Here is a 19866-nt window from a genome sequence, read left to right on the forward strand (position 1 = left end):
GCTGTGCACGTCACAGCCACCGCGGCCGGGCCCCTTCCGTATGCCCTGCTACCAGGTGAAGCCCGGCTGGATGGCCATGCAGGCGCCCTCGTTGTCGCCGTTGAGCGCGTGGGCCGAGGTCGGGGCCACGGTCGGGGCCGGCGGCGGCGGGGTCGGCGCGTTGCCGGTCCGCCAGTCCTTGCCGACGAACAGGGTGATCCCGGGGACGTCGGCGGACTTCTGCACCGAGGTGGCGGGCAGGCCCAGCGCGGTGGCCACGACCCCCGCGTCAGCCGCCTGCGCGTCCGTGGCGTAGCGGACCACCGTGGTGTCCTCGGCCCCGGTCTGGGTGTCGGCGCCCGCCTTGGTGAAGCCCTTGGCGGCCAGCAGCGCGGCGACCTCGGTCGCCCGGTTCTTGGCCCTGGTCTCGGTGCCGTCCTTGCCGCTCGTGGCGTTGCGGACCGACAGCGTGATCTTCGCGGGGGCGGCGGCCGGGGCCGTGGTCGCGGCCGCGGTCGGGGCGGCCGGGGACGCGGAGACGCCGGGCGAGGGCGAGGCGCCGTCCGCCGGGGTCCCGGAGCCCTTGCCGTCGAGCGCGATGTCCTCGCGGACCATCCGGAAGACGGCCTCGGCCTCGCCCGCCATGGGCTCGACCCGGCCGTCCATGCCGGGCTTGGTGCTGTAGACCCACGGCATGGTGGTCATGGTGATCCGGCCCGGGGGCACCTTCTTGAGCTCCATGCTCAGGTCGTACAGCTTGTCGATCTTGTTCAGGCCGGGGTCCACGATCATGGCCTGGATGGCCGCCTGCGCCAGGCTGTTGAGCTTCACCGGGTTGGTGAGCTTGGCGTTCTTGCGGAACTCGCGGGCCATCGAGGTCATGTACTGGTGCTGGGCGTGGGTGCGGCCGATGTCCGTGCCGTCCTCGAAGCCGTAGCGGGTGCGCAGCCACTGCAGGGCGGTCTCGCCCTGGATGACGGACGTGCCCTTCGGCAGCTTCAGACCGGAGCCCTTGCCCTCACGGTTGCGGGAGTGGACGTTCTCCTCGACGCAGACCGGGACGCCGCCGATGGCGTCCGCCATCGAGACCACGCCCTTGAAGTCGATCATCATGAAGTGATCGATGGGGATCTTGGTCAGCTCCTGCCAGGCGGCGACCGTGCAGCCCGGACCGCCGCGCTGCAGGGACTCGTTGGTCTGTACGAGGCCCTTGCTGGCGGGGTGCACCTTGCCGCCCGGCTCGGTGCACTTGGGCATCATCAGGATCGTGTCGCGCGGCATCGAGACCACCGACATGTTGCTGCGGTCCGCGGAGAGGTGCAGCAGCATCTGCACGTCCGCCAGCGGCGGGCCGCCGAAGGTGCTCGTGGCGCCGCCGAGGGCCTGGTTCGCCTCGTCGTCGCGCGCGTCGGAGCCGATCAGCAGGATGTTCAGAGGGGTCTGCCCGAAGGCGTTGGGCTTGGAGCCGCCCAGTTTGGTCTCGCCGAGGTTCAGCGCGTCCGTCTGGATGTTGCCGTTCAGGTGCCGGTAGTACAGATATCCGGCCGCCGCCGTCCCGAGTATCAGCAGGGACAGCACGGAGGCCGTCCAGCGCAGCACGCGCCGCCGGCCCCGTCTGGCGGGGCGGCCGGCGGCCGTCCGGCGCTCCGCTCTGGAGCCGCCCCGTGGTGGGGGAACGGAGGCGGACGCGCCCGTCCCGCCGTCGGATATCTCCTCGGTGGCCCGGGAGTTCGCCCCCTCCCCCCGCACGCTGCTGTGCCTCACACGTCCCCCTCAAGATCCTTCTTGGTCAACAGTGTGCCGGTGTCACCGGCGGAGTCCTGCTACTTGGCGCACACGGCCTTGTCGGCCTGTGTCTGCTGCACGTCCTCGGGCAGCTGCTGCGGCACCGGGGCCGACAGCGGGGAGCCCGGCTGCTGGAAGTCCGGACCCAGCGTCAGCTTCATCGGTGTCTTCGCCCCCGCGTCCGCCGTCCCCATCTTCAGCGCGGTGGACGGCAGGCCCATGATGTCCGCCAGCGCCCGGGCCTGGTCGGCCTGGTTGGGCGCGTACTCCAGCTGCGTGGCGCCGACCTTCGCGGGCGCGTTGCCCTGGTTGCCGGCCCTGGACATGCCCTTGCTGTTCTGCAGCCAGTTCAGCGTGGTGGAGGCGGAGCCCTTGGGGCCGCCGCCGTTGTAGATGTTCACCCGGACGTCGGCCGCGGCCGCGCGATTGCCCTGGAGCAGCGCGTCCTGCTTGGCCTTGGAGTCCGCGTCGGCCGCCTCCTTGGCGGCCTGCTCCTTCTTCTCGACCTCCGTGAGCGAGACGTCCCCCCGGATCATCTGCAGCAGCGGATCGGCGAGGGCCTGGTTGACCACGACGGTGGCCTTGACCTTCTCGGCCGGGTTGTCGAGCACCGGCAGGGTGGTGAAGGTGATGTTCTTGAGGTCGATGTTCTTCAACTCGCCCGCAAGGTCGGTGAGTTTGTTGATGGATCCCAGACCCTGGTCCACGGTCAGCGACTTGGTGGCCGCCTCCGCCAGCGAGAAGAACTTCTTCGGACTGGTCAGCGTTTCCTTGGACTTCATCTCGCGCATCATCGAACCGAGGAATTGCTGCTGGGTCTTGATCCGGTCCAGGTCGCTCTCGTTGCCGAAGGCGTGCCGGGTCCGTACGAAGGCCAGGGCCTGCTCGCCCGACAGCCGGTGCTCACCCTGCGGCAGCTTGAGCTTGGAGTCCTCGTCGTCGACGGCCTTCTCCAGGCAGACGGGCACGCCGCCGACCGCGGTGCTCAGGGTCTTCACCGCGTTGAAGTCGACCATCATGAAGTTGTCGACCTCTATGCCGGTGAGCTCCTTCACCGTGCGCATCGTGCAGCCCGCGTCGCGCCCCTCCTGACCCAGGCTGTTGTTGAAGCGGGTCCCCTTCGAGCCGTGGATCGCCTTCGTCGACCCGTCCGGCTGTTTCGTCGGGCAGTCCGGGATGTTGGTGATCAGGTCGCGCGGGATGGACAGCGCGGTGGCGTTGCTGCGGTCCTTGGCGATGTGGAAGAGGATCGTGGTGTCGGCGTGGCCGACGCTCTCCTTGTCCCCGTACCCCTCGTTGCCCGCACCGCTGCGCTTGTCGGTGCCGATGACCAGGATGTTGATGGCCTGGTCCTTCTTGAAGCCGCCGGAGCCCGCGCCCGCGATGTCGGTGACGCTGAGGTTGCCGTTCAGGTGGTCGTAGTAGAGGTACGCCGCCAGCGATCCGCCGACCAGCAGGAAAGCGAGCGTCCCGCCGGTGATGACCAGCGCCTTCTTGCGGCGTCCGCCACCGCCCCCGCCCTTGCGGGAGCGTCCGCCGCGCCGGCCGCCGGGCGGGGCGTCGCCGCGCCGCGGCTTCGGGACCCCGGGGGAGGGGGCTGTGGGGGCGGAGGGAGCGGACCGCGATCTGCGGGGCGCGGTGACCTTGGGCCGCGCTTGCGCGGCGGAGTCGGCCAGTTGCAATTCGTAGTTGCCGGTGCGGGGATTGAGCACCCACTGGTCTGCGGGGTCGATCTCTTCCGCCCGCCCACGGCTCTGCGCATCCACGGTTGCTCGAATCCTCCGTCGGTGCCTCGCGATGCGCCTCCCCCGGGCGCACGGTCAACGATCCGGCTGCTGGTGCCCGTTTCTGGTCCGGCCGGGCACCGGATCGCTCACCTTATCCGCCCTGTTCGGCCGCAAACCATGCTGGTGACAAAACCCACTCCCCTTATAACGGGGTGAACCGCCCATCCCGCTCGGTTCGGTCACCGGCTTTTTGGATTGCTTTACCGGCAGTCGGCGTTCCCCGCAGTGGTTCCGGTGAAGGTGGGGACGGGTACCGGCGGTGTGACGGTTCCCTCGTCGGTGGCGCCGGTCTCCGTACCGGCCTCCGTGCCCGATCCGGCGGCCTCGGTCGTCGCGGTCGGGGTGGGCTTCGGCGGGGTGACCGTGACCGGCCTGTCCGTCCGCAGCTGCTGGAACAGCCGCTCCGCGTCGGGCTCGACCAGCTCGTCCCGGTTCGGGTCGGGCGCGTAGGGCTTGCGGGGCACCGTCAGGAACTTGACCTGATCGGTCGGTATGTCCCGCATGCCCCGCACGAGTTCGTACAGTCCGCGCAGCGAGGCCAGCGCCGGGTCCGTGGTCACGGAGGAGGTCGCCGCGTCCAGCAGCGGGTACAGCCGGGCCGGATTGAGCAGCACCCCGTTGCTCTGCACCTTCTTGACGAGCGATCCGAGGAACTGCTGCTGCCGGTCCATCCGTTCGGTGTCGCTGCCGTTGCCCAGGCTGTGGCGGGCGCGGACGTAGCCGAGGGCCTGCTCGCCCCGCAGGGTCTGGCGCCCGGCGGCGAGCCGCAGCTTCGCCTCGGCGTCGTTCACCGGCTCCTTGAGGCAGACCTCCACCCCGCCGATGGCGTCGACCATCTTCTTGAATCCGCCGAAGTCGATCACCATGTGATGGTCGATCCGGATTCCGGTGAGCCGCTCGACCGTACGGATGGTGCAGGCGGCCCCGCCCCACTGGAACGCCCAGTTGAACTGCGCGAACCGTTCGGCGGTGCGGCTCCCGTCCACCTGGCGGCAGGACGGGATGTCGGTCATCAGGTCACGGGGTATCGACACCGCGGTCGCGCTCCTGCGGTCCTTCGGCAGGTGCAGCAGGATCGTGGTGTCCGAGCGCTGGGTGCCGCCGTCCTGCCCGTACCGGGCGTTGTCCTTGCCGGAGCGTGAGTCCGAGCCGATGAGCAGGATGTTCTGGGCCCCCGTGGCCAGGTGCGCCGGGCGTTCGCGTTCGTAGCGCCTCAGTTCGGCAGCGGCCGAGGTGTCCTCGGTGATGTTCCCGTCGAGCTTGTTGTAGAGCCACCAGCCGGTGGCCGTCCCCGCCAGGACCAGGAGGACCACCCCGAGGCCGATCCGGCGCAGCAGCCGGCGCCGGCGCCCGCGGCTGCGCGGGGGCCGCCCCGCGCCCCCGGCCCCTGCGGTGCCGCCCGGTATGCCTGCGCTGTCCGTCACTGGCGTCCGTCCCCTCGCCGTTACGACTCTGGGCCGTGGGCCGTACGGGTGGCACGGCCACTGCCGATGCTCCCCCCGGGCTGCCGGAGCAGCTCGGGGGCGGGGGCCTGTCTAGGGCCATGTGGGTGACAAATCGCCCGTACCCGCATTTCACCAGTGTGGGTGACAGGCGTCCGGTCGGCGATCAGACGGTGTGGGTGACGCGCTCGCTCTCGCGCCGCTGCGCCAGCCCGTCCGCCGGGAGCCGGTCCAGGTTCCGGCACAGCACCACGGACCCGCCCGTGGCCAGCGCGGCGTACAGCCCCGCCGAGAGCCCGTCCCAGGTGTCGTAGCCGAGCCCGGTCAGCACCCGCGAGCCCTCGCCGAGACCCAGCTTCGCCGCGTCCTCGCGGGCGCGGGCCACGAGCTCCGTGTACGTGAGCTCCTCGCCGCCGACGACCAGCGCGGGACCATCGGGATCAACCGGTGCGAAGGGGGCGAAGCGGTCGCCCTGCCCCGGCACCTCCACCGCGTAGTCGGCGAACCCGGCCGGCGGCTGCGGGAACCGCCCGCCCAGCGGCCTCAGCGCGAGCGCCACCCGCTCGCCACCGCACGCCAGGGCCCGCTCCAGGGTGTCCGGCCCGCTGACGACGAGATCCGCACCGGCCGGATCGCCGCCGACCTCGGCGACGACCCCGACCGAGGCACAGGCGAGCAGCCAGACCGCGCTCTGCCAGTGCGCCGGGAGCATCAGCGCGAGCCGGTCCCCGGGCTCGGCCCCCAGGTCGCCCTGGAGCAGATTGGCGGTCTTGGCCACCCAATTGGCGAAGGTCGCGACGGACAATTCGACGCGCTCGCCGGTGGCATCGTCGTAGAAGGTGACGAGCGGGCGGCCCGGATCGGCGGCGAGCGCGGATCGCAGCAGGTCGGCAGGGGTGCGGTCAGTGGCGTTCACCCGGCACAGCGTACGCGGGCCCGTCCCCCGTACGGGGGCCACCGGCTCCTCCGTACGGGGGAGGGGCACGCGGGCCATGTCGGACGGAGCGTCAGTTCTCGGATGGCGCCCGGCCGTGCGGGTGCTCACCATCCTTTTCATGCGTGGATTCCTTGCTTCCTCGATCGGCGTCGCGACGGCCGCCGTACTGGCCCTGCCTCTCGCGCTCCCCACACCCGCCCTGGCCGAGACCGCCCCCGTAACCCCCGCCGGGTCCACCCAATCGCTGCCGCTGGTCCCGCTGGGACCCTCGGCGACGCGGGCACCCGGAGTCCCCGGAATGAGCGCTTCGCCGGGCCGCCCCGAGACGCAGGGCCTGACCGCACGCGAGGTCGAGACGTTCTCGATGGTCGGCGTCGTCTGGGACGACGCGGCCACCGAGCTGCACGGCCGGGTCCAGGTGCGCACCCGCTCCACCCGGACCGCCACCTGGTCGGGCTGGCAGGACGTCGAGACCCACAACAGCGAGCACGCCGCCGACCCCGACGCGGCGGAACGCGGCTCCCGCCGGATCCGCGGTGCCACCGCCCCGCTGTGGGTGGGCGAATCCGACGGCGTGGAGGTCCGCGTCCAGGCGGAACCGGGCGCCCCGACCACCCGCGCCCCCTCCCGGCTGCCCACGGGCATGCGGATCGAGCTCGTCGACCCGGGTGCGGAGGTCCCCGGCACGGGGTCCGACGGCAAGAACACCGGCCCGGTGGGCGACGACAAGGGCGAGGTGGCGGTGCCCGCCATGTCGATGGCGACGGCGGAGTCCTCCGCCGCGAACGTCCCGCACGCCTCGCTCGGCGCGAACGAGATCACCGCGCTCGACAAGGCCGACTCCACCGCCGATGCGATCTTCGCGAGCGACGGCGAGCTGACCGCGGCCGCCGCCCCGTACATCGGCCCGCGCCCGCGGATCGTCACCCGCAAGGGCTGGGGCGCCGACGAGGGCCTGCGCGAGTCCGGCTTCGTCTACACGAGCACGGTCAAGGCGGCCTTCGTCCACCACAGCGCCTCCGGCAACAACTACGCCTGCAAGGACGCCCCGGCGGTGCTGCGCAGCCTGTACCGCTACCACGTGATCAGCAGCGGCTGGCGGGACTTCGGCTACAACTTCGCCGTCGACAAGTGCGGCACGGTCTACGAGGGCCGCGCGGGCGGCGTCTCCAAGGCGGTCCTCGGCGCACACACCATGGGCTTCAACACCAACAGCATGGGCGTCGCGGTACTGGGCACCTTCACCTCCACGGCCCCGCCGGCGGTGGCGGTCGACGCGGTCGCCCGCCTCACGGCCTGGAAGCTCGGCCTCTTCGGCCGGGACCCGCGCGCGAAGACGACCCTGACGTCGGGCGGGGGCAACCTCTTCCCCAAGGGCAAGAAGGTGTCGATGAACGTCATCTCCGGCCACCGGGACGGCTTCGCCACCCAGTGCCCGGGCACGAAGCTCTACGGCAAGCTGGGCTCCACCCGCAAGGCATCGGCGAAGCTCCAGGGCCGCCCGTAGCCTCCGGCGGTCCGCAGGGGCCGTGCGCGCGCCGCCGGGGCTCCACCCCGCACCCCCACGGCACTCCGCGCCCGCGCCGAACCCAGCCCCTCCGGCGTTCGAGGCGCGGGGTGCGGGGCGGAGCCCCGGGGGGACGCGGCCGGGCCGGGCTACGCTCGGGGCATGGCCGGCCGCTTCGATCCCCTCACCCGCGCCGCCGTCCGCGGCGGCCGGACCGACGTACCCGCCGGCCGGGGCGCTGCCGCCGGCTCCGGGGCCAGGGAACGCCGCTGGACCCCCGACGGCCCCCTCGACCTCGGCCTCACCCTCGGCCCCCTCCGCCGAGGCCCCGCCGACCCCACCTTCCGCACCACCCCCGACGGCTCCGTCTGGCGCACCGCCCGCACCCCGCAGGGCCCGGCCACCCTGCGCGTCTCCGGGATCGGCACGGAGATCACCGCCGAGGCATGGGGCCCCGGAGCCGACTGGTTCCTCGAACAGCTGCCCGCGCTCCTCGGCGCGGGCGACGACCCCGCCGCCTTCGTGCCCCGCCACCGCCTCGTGCACGCCAGTCACCGCCGCCGCCCCGGCCTGCGCCTGACCCGCACCGGCCTGGTCCTCGAATCCCTGATCCCCACGGTCCTGGAGCAGAAGGTCACCGCCGACGAGGCCTACCGCGCCTGGCGCCGCCTCGTCCGGCAGTACGGCGAGCCGGCCCCGGGCCCGGGCCCGGACCTGTACGTCGTGCCCGACGCCCGCACCTGGGCCATGATCCCGTCCTGGGACTGGCACCGGGCGGGGGTCGACGCCAAGCGCTCCGCCACCATCGTCCGGGCCGCCCGCGCGGCCGGCCGCATGGAGGAAGCCGCCGCCATGGGCCCGGCCGAGGCCGCGCGACGCCTGGAGGCCGTCCCCGGCATCGGCCCGTGGACCTCCGCCGAAACCCTCCAGCGCAGCAACGGCGACCCCGACGCGATCACCACCGGCGACCTCCACCTGCCCGGCATCGTCGGCTACGCCCTCGTGGGAGACCGCGACACCGACGACGCCGCCATGCTGGAGCTCCTCGCCCCGTACGCCGGCCAGCGCCACCGCGCGGCCCGCCTCATCCTCCTCGCGGGCCGCACCCCGCCCCGCCGCTCGCCCCGGATGCCGCGCGGCGACATCGGCCGTCTGTGAGCCGCCTCAGCGGACCTCGATGAAGTCCGCCGCGGACCGCCCCGGCCGGTCGGCCGGAGCCGCCGCCGGGTGTCCCACCGCCACCGTTCCCATCGGGTCCCAGTCGTGCGGCAGCTCCAGCACCTCCCGCACCACGTCCCGGCAGAACATCGTCGAGGACACCCACGCCGAGCCCAGCCGTTCCCCGGCCAGTGCGACCAGCAGGTTCTGCACGCCCGCGCCCATCGCGACCACGAACATCTCCCGCTCCGCCGTGTCCCGGCGCGCATGCCCGTAGTGGTGCGCGCCGTCCGTCACCAGACAGGGCACCACCAGGTACGGGGCGGCCCGCAGCACATCCCCGCGCTTCACCCGCTTCGCGACGGACTCCTCGGACTTGCCGTCGGCCCGCAGGTCCGCGATCCACGCGTCCCGCATCGCGTCCAGCAGGCGCACCCGCGAGGCCTCGGACTCCAGCAGCACGAACCGCCACGGCGTCGTGTGGTGCGGGGCCGGGGCCGTCACGGCCGCCGCCACCGCCCGCCGGACCGCGTCCGGGTCCACCGGCTCGGCCGTGAACGCCCGTACCGTACGGCGCTGCGTCACGGCTTCCCGTACGGCCTCCGAGGTCCCCAGCCGGAACATGTCGTCGGCCGGTGAGCGCACCAGGTCCCGGGCGCAGGAGCCCTCGCCCATGAGGTGGGCCAGCCCGCGCACGACGGCCACCGGCAGCCCGGCCGCCTTCCCCTTGACCAGGTCCCCGGCGGCGGCAAGCTCGTCCGCGGTCGCCACCACCGTCGCGCTCAGCGGGTTGCCGTGCGCGTCCGTGCCACCGCGCAGGTCGTCCAGGACCCGCACGCCGGCCGAGCCGATCGCCACGTCCGTCAGCCCGGTGCGCCAGGGCCTCCCGAAGGTGTCCGTCACGACCACGCCGACGTCCACGGACAGGGTGTCGCGCACCCCGGCGCGGATCGCGGCGGCCGAGGCGTCCGGGTCCTCGGGCAGCAGCAGCACCGTGCCGGGGGCGGTGTTGGAGGCGTCCACGCCGGCCGCGGCCATCACCAGGCCCTGCCGGTTCTCGACGATCCGCAGCGGACCCCGGCGCGCGACCACCCGTACGGTCTCGGCGTCTATCGCGGCCTCGCGCGAGTCGGCCCGCACGATGCGGCCCTCGGCCTTGGAGACGATCTTCGAGGTGACCAGCAGGACGTCCCCGTCGCGCAGATCGGGAGCTGCCGTCGTGATCAGCTTCGCCAGGTCGTCGCCGGGCCCGACCTCCGGGATCCCGTCGACGGCCCGCACCTCGTACGAGGGACTGTGCTCGCGAGACGCCTGCCCGGCGGCCCGCTCCGTCACCGGGAGGCCTCCGCCAGCTCCAGCGCGGCGCGCGCCATCTCCGCCGTGGCCTCCACGTCGGTCATCATCAGCGGCACCGCGCGGCAGCCGATCCCGGCGGCCTCGACCTCCGCGACCGCGTCCGCGTCCGCGGTGTCCACCAGCCAGCCGTCGAGCAGCCCGGTCCCGTAGTGCAGGGCGACCGCGGCGGCCGTGGCTTCGACGCCGACCGCGGCGAGCACCTTGTCGGCCATCCCGCGCACGGGCGCGCCCCCGACGATGGGGGAGAGACCCACGACGGGCGCCGCGGCGGAGGCCACGGCGTCCCGGATGCCGGGGACGGCGAGGATCGTGCCGATGGAGACCACGGGGTTGGACGGCGGGAAGAGGATCACGTCGGCGGCGGCGATGGCCTCCAGCACGCCGGGGGCGGGCTTGGCCTGCTCGGCCCCCACGGGTACGACGGCCTCCGCGTCCACCGAGGCGCGCAGCCGGACCCAGTACTCCTGGAAGTGGATGACGCGGCGCTCCCCGGTGCCCGCCTCGGTGATCGCGACGTGGGTCTCGACCCGGTCGTCGGACATGGGCAGCAGCCGTACGCCGGGCTGCCAGCGGTCGCAGAGGGCCTCGGTGACGGCGCTCAGCGGGTAGCCCGCGCCGAGCATCTGCGTACGCACGATGTGGGTGGCGAAGTCGCGGTCGCCGAGGCCGAACCAGGTGGGTCCGACCCCGTACGCCGCGAGTTCCTCCTTGACGGTGAAGGACTCCCCGGCGCGGCCCCAGCCCTGCTCCTCGTTGATGCCACCGCCGAGGGTGTACATCACCGTGTCCAGGTCGGGGCAGACCTTGAGCCCGAAGAGGTGAATGTCGTCACCGGTGTTGCCGATGACCGTGATGTCAGCGTCGGGCACAGCCGACTTGAGTCCGGACAGGAATCGGGCGCCGCCTATACCGCCGGCCAGAACAACGATGCGCATGCAGACAGTCTGTCAGCCGAAGGCTGTCATGGAGGGGTGGTGGTCGGGCGACGGGTGGGACTGTCAGCCGAAGGCTGTCATGGAGGGGTGGTGGTCGGGCGACGCACGGGGCATGTCGGGCCGATCGGGTCAGGCGGGTACGGACGCGGACTCGGCCGGGGAGCAGCTGTGCATCGGCATCTCGGTCAGGCCGGGGAAGTAGACGTGCAGGCTGACCGCGCCGTCGAGGGTGTCGTTGACGACCTCGTGGGCGCGTCCGGGAGTGAGGACGCGCTGGGTGCCGGGGCGGTGGGTGAGCCGGCCGGACCGGGGCGTGTGCTCGGTGAGCTCGCCCTCCAGCACGGTCATCACGCCGGAGGAGGCGCCGTGGTCGTGCAGGCCGCTGCCCTGGCCGGGGACCCAGCTGAGCAGCCAGACCTCGTAGCCGGGGCCGGTGCGCAGCCGGTGGTACCAGCGGGTGGTGGCGTCGTACTGGACGAGGTGCTCCCAGGAGGCGCGGTCCTCGGCGATGGAGCGGGCGAGCCCGGCGAACTCGGCAACGGTGGCCGGGTGTTCCCGGGCGGGCTGGAGGAGGTGCTGGACGGCGAGGATGTCGCCGGCGATCTGGAGGTCGCTCTCGACGGTGGCGGGAGCGGCGGAGGTGGCGCTGTGCGTGCTGTTCATCGTGGGGGGTACCTCGACGGATGTCAGTCGTGCTGGCGGTTGCTGCGGGGGCGGGCCGGAGCTCTGAGGAGCCGGGGCTCCACGGGCATCAACAGCTGCAACAGCAACAGCGAACCTGCGCAGCGCACAGGAACCCACGAATGGGGGTCCGGGTGGCGGCTGCGGGCGCTGACATGCGAACAAGGAGAACGTCTCAGAGGCCTGACTGTCAACCCAATGTCCGGTTTGGGGTAAAAGTTTCACCTCATCCGGTTACCGTGCACGGAGAAAGGTTTGTGCAGTGCGCGGCAGGGGATGTGGCGCTGTGTCGAGTCTCAAACCCGAACCCGACATCCGTGACCTGAATGTGATCTGCGCCGCAACTCCGGCCGGGCCGCAACCCCGTCACGAGGTGGCACGTGGAATACGGGTAAGACGGCATCCTTGCGGTGCCGGTGGCATGTGTCACGATTTTTGGCGATATGAACACTTTCTGCATAGGCTTGGTTCCGCAGAGTGAATAAGGGGCCCAATAGCAGATCTCGGCTTGACTGCCCCGGAGCCACGCACTTGTAATTTCACTCGTGTCGTTACGTAGCAATCAGTGACGACGTCGTCACGGGGACGCACAGACAGAGCGAGGGGCGCACATGACCGAGCTGTTTCAGGAACTGCTGGTCGAGGAGGCGGACGAAGAGCTCGGGTGGCAGGAGCGCGCTCTCTGCGCCCAGACCGACCCCGAGTCCTTCTTTCCCGAGAAGGGCGGCTCCACCCGCGAGGCCAAGAAGGTCTGCCTCGCCTGCGAAGTCCGCTCCGAATGCCTTGAGTACGCCCTCGCCAACGACGAGCGATTCGGCATCTGGGGCGGTCTGTCCGAGCGGGAGCGCCGCCGCCTGAAAAAGGCAGCGGTCTGAAGCGGCCGAAGCACCACCGGTCAGACATCCACCGCACATCGCACGACATATCGAACGCACAACGGAACGCACGACATAACGCCTGGCAGAACGCACGACAGAGCGCACGGCGACGCATGACGGACAGTGCGTCGAACGGGACAACGAGTACGACACACGGCACGGCGAACGGTCCGCCTCCTGCACCTTCCCCGCAGGAGGCGGACCGCTGTCGTGGCAGCCGTTAGGGTGGGGCGCTGTCCAGCAGCCTCCGAGGGCACACCACCCCCGGACCCCCGGCCGGAGGGCCCGTACCGCGATGTCCCTGCACAGCCAGTCGACGGCCTCCCACCAGGCCTCAGCCACACCCGAGTTCCCCCGGCACGTCGTCACCGCGGTCCTCGTCGCCCACGACGGCGCCCGCTGGCTGCCCCGGACACTCGCCGGCCTCCTCGGCCAGGAACGCCCCGCGCAGAACCACGTCGCCGCCGACACCGGCAGCGCCGACGAATCCGCGCGACTGCTCACCGAGGCACTCGGTGACGACCGCGTCCTGCACCTCGCCCGCCGCACCGGATTCGGCACGGCGGTCGACGAAGCCGCGCGCAGCGCCGGCACCCTGACCCCCGAGGAGCTCCCGTACCTCAAGCGCCCCAGCGGCTGGGACCCCGTCGGCCGCACCTGGCGCGACGACGCGTACGACCTGCCCGACCTCCCCCACGGCGAACCCGTCCAGTGGCTCTGGCTCCTGCACGACGACAGCGCCCCCGAACCCGACGCCCTCACCGAGCTGCTCCGCGTCGCCGAAGAGAACCCCGACGCCGCCGTCATCGGCCCCAAACTGCGCGGCTGGTACGACAAGAAGCAGCTCCTCGAAGCCGGCGTCACCATCGCCCGCAGCGGCCGCCGCTGGACCGGCCTCGACCGCCGCGAGCAGGACCAGGGCCAGCACGACCAGGTCCGCCCCGTCCTGTCCGTCTCCACCGCCGGCATGCTGGTCCGCCGCGACGTCTACGACGAGCTCGGCGGCTTCGACCGGCGCCTGCCCCTGATGCGCGACGACGTCGACCTGTGCTGGCGCGCCCAGAGCGCCGGCCACACCGTCCTCGTCGCCCCCGACGCCGTCCTGCGGCACGCCGAGGCATCCGCCCGCGAACGCCGCACCGTCGACTGCGCCGGCCGCACCACGGCCGGCCCGCACCGCGTCGACAAGGCCGGCGCCGTCTACACGATCCTCGCCAACAGCTCCGGCCGCGCCCTGCCCTACGTGCTGCTGCGCGTCCTGCTCGGCACCGTGCTGCGCACCCTCGCCTACCTGATCGGCAAGGCACCCGGCCAGGCCGTCGACGAACTCACCGGCCTCCTCGCCACCCTGCTCCGCCCCGGCCGCCTCCTCGCCGCCCGCAAGGCCCGCCGCCGCCCCGCCGTCCCCGCCTCCGAACTGCGCCCGCTCTTCCCCCCGCCGGGAGCCTCCCTGCGGGCCAATGCGGAACAGCTGGCCGGCTACTTCGGCGGCGACCGCGACACCGACACCGCCCCCGCCGGCCGGCACGGCGGAGGCAGCATCCTCACCGCCCCCGGCGAAGAGGGCGACTACCCGGTGGCCGAGGAGCGCTTCGCCCGCCTCCGGCGGCTCGCCCGCAACCCCGCCCCCGTCCTCTTCGGCCTCCTCCTGCTCGTCTCCCTCGCCGCCTGCCGCGCCCTCATCGGCGGCGGCTCCCTCATGGGCGGCGCCCTGCTGCCCGCCCCCGGCAGCGGCTCCGACCTGTGGGGCGCCTACACCGACGGCTGGCACGCCGTCGGCACCGGCTCCACCGCCGCCGCGCCGCCCTACCTGGCCGTCCTCGGCACCCTCGCCACCCTGCTGTTCGGCTCCACCCAGGCCGCCCTGACCCTGGTGCTCGTCGGATCCGTCCCGCTCGCCGGCCTCACCGCCTACTTCGCCTCCCGGCCGCTCGTCGAATCCCGCCTGCTGCGCGCCTGGGCGGCCATCGCCTACGCCTTCCTGCCCGCCGTGACCGGAGCCCTCGCCGGCGGCCGCCTCGGCACCGCCGTCCTCGCCGTCGTGCTCCCCCTCACCGCCCGCGCCGCCGTCGCCGCCTTCGCCCTCGGCGACGGCGCGGAGGCCGCCGACCGGCGGGGCGGCTGGCGCGCCGTGTGGACGTACACGCTGCTGCTCACCCTCACCACCGCCTTCACCCCCGTCGTGTGGCCGCTCGCCGCCGTCCTCGGGACCGCCGCGCTCGTCCTGCGCCGCACGCACTGGAAGGCGTACGGCCTGCGGCTGCTCGCCACCCTCGCCGTCCCGCTCCTCGTCCTCGCCCCCTGGTCGCTGGGCCTGTTCACGCACCCCGGCCGCCTCCTGCACGAGGCCGGACTGCCCTACGGAGCCGGCTCCGCCGACGCCCTCGGCCTGCTCGCCATCAGCCCCGGCGGCCCCGGCACCGGGGCCGGACTGCTGCTCATCGGCATCGTCCTCGCCGCCCTGGCCGCCCTGCTGCGCACCGACCGCGCCTTCGCCGTCCGGACGGCCTGGGCCACCGCCCTGGTCGCGCTGCTCCTGGCCGTCCTCGTCAACCGCACCGCCTGGGCCGGCCCCGCCACCCTCGTATACGGACTCGCCCTGCTCGCGGCCGCCGCCCTGGGCGCCGACGGAGCCCGGGAACGCGTCGCCGCGCGCAGCTTCGGCTGGCGCCAGCCGGTGGCCGCCCTGATCGCCCTGGCCGCCGCAGCGGGCCCGCTGCTCGCCGCCGCCACCTGGATGCTCGCCGGCGCCGACGGCCCGCTGAAGCGCCGCGACCCCGTACAGGTCCCGGCCTTCGTCGCGGACGCGAGCGGCGACGACAACCAGACCCGCACCCTGATCCTCGACCTGAACCCGCCCGCCACCGTCTCCTACAGCCTCGTCCGCGGCTCCGGCGGCCACATGGGCGACGCGGAGATCACCGCCCGCACCGGCGGCGACCCCCGCCTCGACAAGGTCGTCTCCAACCTCGTCGCCGGCTCCGGCGCCGACCAGTCCAGCCAGCTCAGCGCCTTCGCCATCCGCTTCGTCATGTTCCGCCCCGGCGGGCCCGAGGAGATCCGCCGCGTCCTCGACGCCACCCCGGGCCTCAGCCGCCGCCACCAGCAGGACGGCACCGCCCTGTGGGGCGTCGAGCCCTGGCTGCCGCGCGCCGTCATCGTCTCCGGCAAGCAGGGCGAGGCCCCGATCCCGGTCGCCGCCGGCCCCGTCGAGGCCCACAGCAAGATCCCCGCCGGTGAGGCGGGCCGCGTCCTGCGCATCGCCGACCGGGCGGACGCCGGCTGGCAGGCCACCCTCGACGGCAAGCCCCTCAAGCCGAAGACCCTCGACGGCTGGGCGCAGGGCTTCGAACTGCCCGCCGACGGCGGCCGCCTCGACCTCGTCCACGAGGACTCCCTGCTGCGGACCGCCTGGTACTGGGCCCAGGGCCTGCTCGCCCTGGTCCTGCTGGTGATGGCCCTGCCCGGCCGCCGCGCACAGCTCGACGACGACCTGCCGGAGGAGGAGACCGCGATCCCCTCCCAGCCGGGCCCGGGCGAGGCCGGCGAGGGCCGCCGCGCCCGCAGGCTGCGCGCCGAGGCCGGGCCGGCCCCCGTACCGGTGGAGACCGCCGCGGTCGCCGACCCGTACGCACAGATCCCGGCGCAGCCGGTGTACGGCGAGGAGACGTACGCCTACCAGGCCTACGGCGACCAGGGCGGCTACGCCTACGACCAGCAGCAGCCCGCCGCGTACGACCAGTACCCCCAGTACGACCAGCAGGGACAGCAGGCCTACGAGGCCCCGTACCCGCAGCAGCCGCACCACCAGCCGGTCCAGGACCCGGACCGGCAGCAGTACCCCTACCCGTACGAGCCGTACCGGCCGTACGACCCCCACGCACCGCACGACCCGCGTCCGGACGGGAGCCCCCAGCAGTGAAGCAGCGCGCACCCCTGACGCTGGCGGCGGTGACCGCGGCCCTGGCCGCCATCACCGGCGTCGCCGCCCTCACCGCGCCCGCCGCCGACGGCAAGGCGGCCGACAGCAAGGCCGCGACCGCGGCCCGGATGCCGGTGGAGCGGTCCCTGCTCGTGTGCCCCGGGCCCAGCTCCTCGGACATCGCCGAGACCACGTACACCTCCTTCACCCCCGGCGCCCCCGGGGGCGGGGGCAAGGGCTCGGCCCGGCTGCTCGGTGCGACCAAGGACGCCAAGCCGGTGCTGGAACCCAAGGAGCCGGGCAAGCCCGTCGGGGCCACCGCCAGCGGCGCCGACGCACCCGCCCTCACCGGCAGCGCCGACGGGTTCCTCGCCCCCGGCTGGACCGCGCAGCTGACCACCAAGGTCTCGGTCGGCCGGGCCCGGGGCGTGCTCGGCGTCGGCTGCACCGCGCCCGGCACCGACTTCTGGTTCCCCGCGGTGAGCACCGCCAAGGGACGAGAGGACTACGTCCACCTCACCAACCCCGACGACGCCGCGGCCATCGTCGACATCAAGCTCTTCGGCCCGGACGGACCGGCCAAGCCCGACGCCGGCGCCAGCGAGAGCATCCGCGTCGACCCCAAGTCCACGAAGACCGTCCTGCTCTCCTCCCTCGTCCCGGGCGCCCAGCTCGCGGACGCCACCGCCCACGTGACGACCCGCGCGGGCCGTGTGGGCGCATCCGTGCAGGTCGGCGAGGAGGGAGTGGGAGCCGACTGGCTGCCGGCCGCCGCCGACCCGGCGGGCTCGCTCGTGCTCCCGGGCATCCCGGCGGACGCCGCCTCCGTACGGCTGGTCGTCTTCGTACCGGGCGAGGAGGACGCGGACCTGAAGCTGCGCCTGGCCGGACCGGGCAGCACCATCAGCCCGGCGGGCAACGAGCAGCTGCACGTCAAGGCCGGTATGACGGCCGTCCTGGACCTGAAGGACGTCACCCGCGGCGAGCCCGGCTCGCTGCTCCTGACCCCGGCCGACCCCAAGAAGTCCGCCCCGGTCGTCGCGGCGGTACGGGTGGTCCGCGGCAGCGGCGCCAAGCAGGAGCTCGGCTTCATCCCCGCCACCGGGCCGGTCGGAGCACGGGCGACCGTGGCCGACAACCGGCCCGAGGAGAACACCACCCTGCTGTCCCTGACGGCCCCGGGCGCCGACGCGAAGGTCAAGGTGACCGCCTCGCCGGGCACCGGCGGCGGCGAACCGGCCTCCCAGGAGGTCACGGTCAAGGCGGGCACCACGCAGACGCTGCCCCTGGCCCCGGCGGGCGGCAAGGGCGCCTACGCCCTCACCGTCGAGACCCTCTCGGGCGGCCCCGTCCACGCGGCCCGCACCCTGTCGCTCCCGCACGAGGGCATCCCGATGTTCACCGTCCAGGGATTCTCCGACGACCACTCCACGGTCGCGGTCCCCAGGGCCGCCCAGGACTTCTCCGTCCTGACCGGATGACCGGATGACGCAGCACCCCCGGTACGCCGCAGGTCAGTCCTGGCCGTACCGGGGGTCCACCGTCTCCGGCGAGAGCCCCAGCAGCTCCGCCACCTGCTCCACCACGATCTCGTGGACCAGCATCGCCTTCTCGTCCCGCGTCTTGGTACGGATCTCCACCGGCCGCCGGAAGACCACGACCCGGGCCGGCCGCCCCTCGCGCGACTCCGACACCGCGCCCAGCGGCACCGCCTCGTCGTTCCAGCCGCCGTCCGCGCCCCCGGGTGGGCCGGGCACGTCACCGATCAGGAACTCCACCTCGGACAGCTGCGGCCAGCGCCGCTCCAGCCGCTCCACGGAGTCCCGTACGAGGTCCCCGAACAGCTCCGAGCGGCTCGCGGAGAGCGGCACCTGAGGAGGGGCCACCGGGCCGCGCATCCCGCGCCCGTGCCGGTCCCGCCGACGCGCGCGGGGCTCGGTCCGGGCCCCGGCGGGGGGCTCGGCGGGGCAGGGAGGAAGAGGGCTGTCGGTCACCCCCGCAGGGTAGCCCTGAGCACGACACGGGGGAGTGAGCGGTGGTGGAGTCGTCGCGGCCCGGTCAAGAGTGCGGTACCGTCCAACGTCGTGAGCCTTGTACGTCGCTGTTCGCGCACTGCGTGCGGCCGCCCTGCCGTCGCGACACTGACGTACGTCTACGCCGATTCGACCGCAGTTCTCGGCCCGCTCGCCACCTACGCCGAACCCCACTGCTACGACCTGTGCGCCGAGCACTCGGAGCGCCTGACCGCCCCACGGGGCTGGGACGTCGTGCGCCTGTCCGACGGCTCGGGGCCGTCCCGCCCCAGCGGCGACGACCTCGAAGCCCTCGCCAACGCCGTCCGCGAGGCCGCCCGCCCGCCGGGGCGCGCGGGCGAGTCCGGCGGCCGCGGCCAGGGAGGCCAGTCCACCGGCGAGACCCGTCGTGGACACCTGCGCGTCCTGAGATCGCCCGATTCCTGACGCTCCGGTGGCCTGAAGAGCCCTTCCTGGTTCAGGGTAGGTTTTGCTGAACCGCACAGGACCTTCAGGAGGGCAGGCAGTGGCCGCAGATCTTTCGAACATCGTCAAGGCGTATGACGTGCGTGGTGTCGTGCCGGACGAGTGGGACGAGTCCCTGGCCGAGCTGTTCGGTGCCGCGTTCGTGGAGGTCGTGGGCGGGGATGCGGTCGTGATCGGTCACGACATGCGTCCTTCGTCGCCGGGTCTGTCGGCGGCGTTCGCGCGGGGTGCGGCGGCGCGTGGTGTGGATGTGACGCTGATCGGGCTGTGCTCGACGGACCAGCTGTATTACGCGTCGGGTTCGTTGGATCTGCCGGGTGCGATGTTCACGGCGTCGCACAATCCTGCGCAGTACAACGGGATCAAGATGTGCCGGGCGGGTGCGGCTCCGGTGGGTCAGGACACGGGTCTGTCGCAGATCCGTGCGCTGGTGGAGAAGTGGTCGGACGGGGGTGCTCCGGCGGTTGCGGCGGGGACGGTTCCCGGGACGGTCACGGAGCAGGACTCGCTTCCCGGTTATGCGGCGCACTTGAAGGGCCTGGTGGACCTGGGGTCGATCCGTCCGCTGAAGGTGGTGGTCGATGCGGGCAACGGGATGGGCGGTCACACGGTTCCGACGGTGTTCGAGGGTCTGCCGCTGGATGTGACGGCGATGTACTTCGAGCTGGACGGGACGTTCCCGAACCACGAGGCGAACCCGCTGGACCCGAAGAACATCGTGGACCTGCAGGCGCGGGTGCTGGCGGAGGGTGCGGATCTGGGGATCGCGTTCGACGGGGATGCGGACCGGTGTTTCATCGTGGACGAGCGCGGTGCGGGGGTCTCCCCGTCGGCGATCACGGCGCTGGTCGCGTCGCGTGAGCTGGCCCGCAACGGTGGCACCGGCACCGTGATCCACAACCTGATCACCTCCTGGTCCGTCCCGGAGGTCGTCCGGGAGAACGGCGGCACGCCGGTCCGTACCCGTGTCGGTCACTCCTTCATCAAGGAGGAGATGGCGA

At 73.0% G+C, this 19866-nt stretch carries 15 protein-coding genes; 7 read left to right on the forward strand and 8 right to left on the reverse strand.

The annotated features are described in order from the left end of the window. Positions 1 to 48: 48 nt before the first annotated feature. The 4 genes from ACWGE1_RS30685 to ACWGE1_RS30700 form a co-directional block, all read right to left on the reverse strand. Complete coding sequence (locus ACWGE1_RS30685; protein ID WP_453423722.1) at positions 49 to 1743, reverse strand: LCP family protein; 1695 nt, start codon at positions 1741 to 1743, stop codon at positions 49 to 51. Positions 1744 to 1802: 59 nt separating this feature from the next. After that, positions 1803 to 3530, reverse strand: a complete 1728-nt coding sequence (locus ACWGE1_RS30690; protein WP_453423723.1) for an LCP family protein — start codon at positions 3528 to 3530, stop codon at positions 1803 to 1805. 221 nt (positions 3531 to 3751) lie between these two features. After that, positions 3752 to 4975, reverse strand: coding sequence for an LCP family protein (locus ACWGE1_RS30695; protein WP_453423724.1), 1224 nt, complete (start codon positions 4973 to 4975; stop codon positions 3752 to 3754). Positions 4976 to 5159: 184 nt separating this feature from the next. Continuing rightward, a complete protein-coding gene (locus tag ACWGE1_RS30700; protein ID WP_453423725.1) occupies positions 5160 to 5909 on the reverse strand; it encodes a TIGR03089 family protein in 750 nt (249 codons plus the stop codon). A 139-nt stretch (positions 5910 to 6048) separates the two neighbouring features. On the opposite strand from ACWGE1_RS30700, the gene ACWGE1_RS30705 reads away from it, so the two are divergent. Together ACWGE1_RS30705 and ACWGE1_RS30710 are read left to right on the forward strand one after the other, a co-directional pair. Then, a complete protein-coding gene (locus ACWGE1_RS30705; RefSeq protein ID WP_453423726.1) occupies positions 6049 to 7437 on the forward strand; it encodes a peptidoglycan recognition protein family protein in 1389 nt (462 codons plus the stop codon). Positions 7438 to 7599: 162 nt separating this feature from the next. Then, a complete protein-coding gene (locus tag ACWGE1_RS30710; RefSeq protein WP_453423727.1) occupies positions 7600 to 8595 on the forward strand; it encodes a DNA-3-methyladenine glycosylase family protein in 996 nt (331 codons plus the stop codon). A gap of 6 nt (positions 8596 to 8601) precedes the next feature. Here the strand turns inward: ACWGE1_RS30710 and ACWGE1_RS30715 are convergent, their stop codons facing one another. From ACWGE1_RS30715 to ACWGE1_RS30725, 3 genes are all read right to left on the reverse strand, one after another. Beyond that, positions 8602 to 9930 carry a coenzyme F420-0:L-glutamate ligase gene (locus ACWGE1_RS30715; protein WP_453423728.1) on the reverse strand — a complete coding sequence of 443 codons (1329 nt, stop codon included), beginning with the start codon at positions 9928 to 9930 and terminating at the stop codon, positions 8602 to 8604. Then, positions 9927 to 10886 carry a 2-phospho-L-lactate transferase gene (gene cofD, locus ACWGE1_RS30720; protein WP_453423729.1) on the reverse strand — a complete coding sequence of 320 codons (960 nt, stop codon included), beginning with the start codon at positions 10884 to 10886 and terminating at the stop codon, positions 9927 to 9929. Before cofD ends, ACWGE1_RS30715 begins: the two co-directional genes overlap by 4 nt. 129 nt (positions 10887 to 11015) lie before the next feature. Further along, complete coding sequence (locus ACWGE1_RS30725) at positions 11016 to 11549, reverse strand: cysteine dioxygenase (protein WP_453423730.1); 534 nt, start codon at positions 11547 to 11549, stop codon at positions 11016 to 11018. A 629-nt stretch (positions 11550 to 12178) separates the two neighbouring features. Here ACWGE1_RS30725 and ACWGE1_RS30730 point away from each other — a divergent pair. The 3 genes from ACWGE1_RS30730 (at position 12179) to ACWGE1_RS30740 (ending at position 17848) form a co-directional block, all read left to right on the forward strand. Beyond that, the gene (locus ACWGE1_RS30730) at positions 12179 to 12442 is read left to right on the forward strand and encodes a WhiB family transcriptional regulator (protein ID WP_003983763.1); all 264 of its coding nucleotides are present in this window, start codon (positions 12179 to 12181) and stop codon (positions 12440 to 12442) included. 298 nt (positions 12443 to 12740) lie between these two features. Then, a complete protein-coding gene (locus ACWGE1_RS30735; RefSeq protein WP_453423731.1) occupies positions 12741 to 16367 on the forward strand; it encodes a glycosyltransferase in 3627 nt (1208 codons plus the stop codon). Further along, positions 16364 to 17848 (forward strand): DUF5719 family protein, encoded by a 1485-nt coding sequence (locus tag ACWGE1_RS30740; RefSeq protein ID WP_453423732.1) that lies wholly within the window; start codon positions 16364 to 16366, stop codon positions 17846 to 17848. Before ACWGE1_RS30735 ends, ACWGE1_RS30740 begins: the two co-directional genes overlap by 4 nt. A 33-nt stretch (positions 17849 to 17881) precedes the next feature. Here ACWGE1_RS30740 and ACWGE1_RS30745 read toward each other — a convergent pair whose 3' ends face one another. Further along, on the reverse strand, positions 17882 to 18361 hold the full coding sequence (locus ACWGE1_RS30745) for a metallopeptidase family protein (RefSeq protein WP_453423733.1): 480 nt from the start codon (positions 18359 to 18361) through the stop codon (positions 17882 to 17884). Between the two features lie 15 nt (positions 18362 to 18376). On the opposite strand from ACWGE1_RS30745, the gene ACWGE1_RS30750 reads away from it, so the two are divergent. Beyond that, positions 18377 to 18826 carry a DUF3499 domain-containing protein gene (locus tag ACWGE1_RS30750; protein ID WP_453423735.1) on the forward strand — a complete coding sequence of 150 codons (450 nt, stop codon included), beginning with the start codon at positions 18377 to 18379 and terminating at the stop codon, positions 18824 to 18826. 79 nt (positions 18827 to 18905) lie between these two features. After that, positions 18906 to 19866: phosphomannomutase/phosphoglucomutase (gene manB / locus ACWGE1_RS30755; protein ID WP_453423734.1), on the forward strand; the 961-nt coding region annotated here is incomplete at its 3' end.

It is taken from the genome of Streptomyces sp. NPDC054932 (genome assembly GCF_053610205.1).

Excerpts from the sequence above, each read along its gene's own strand:
- ACWGE1_RS30705 (WP_453423726.1), top strand. The coding sequence starts at position 6,049 with ATGCGTGGATTCCTTGCTTCCTCGATCGGCGTCGCGACGGCCGCCGTA.
- ACWGE1_RS30710 (WP_453423727.1), top strand. The coding sequence starts at position 7,600 with ATGGCCGGCCGCTTCGATCCCCTCACCCGCGCCGCCGTCCGCGGCGGC.
- cofD (WP_453423729.1), bottom strand. The coding sequence starts at position 10,886 with ATGCGCATCGTTGTTCTGGCCGGCGGTATAGGCGGCGCCCGATTCCTG.
- ACWGE1_RS30725 (WP_453423730.1), bottom strand. The coding sequence starts at position 11,549 with ATGAACAGCACGCACAGCGCCACCTCCGCCGCTCCCGCCACCGTCGAG.
- ACWGE1_RS30730 (WP_003983763.1), top strand. The coding sequence starts at position 12,179 with ATGACCGAGCTGTTTCAGGAACTGCTGGTCGAGGAGGCGGACGAAGAG.
- ACWGE1_RS30735 (WP_453423731.1), top strand. The coding sequence starts at position 12,741 with ATGTCCCTGCACAGCCAGTCGACGGCCTCCCACCAGGCCTCAGCCACA.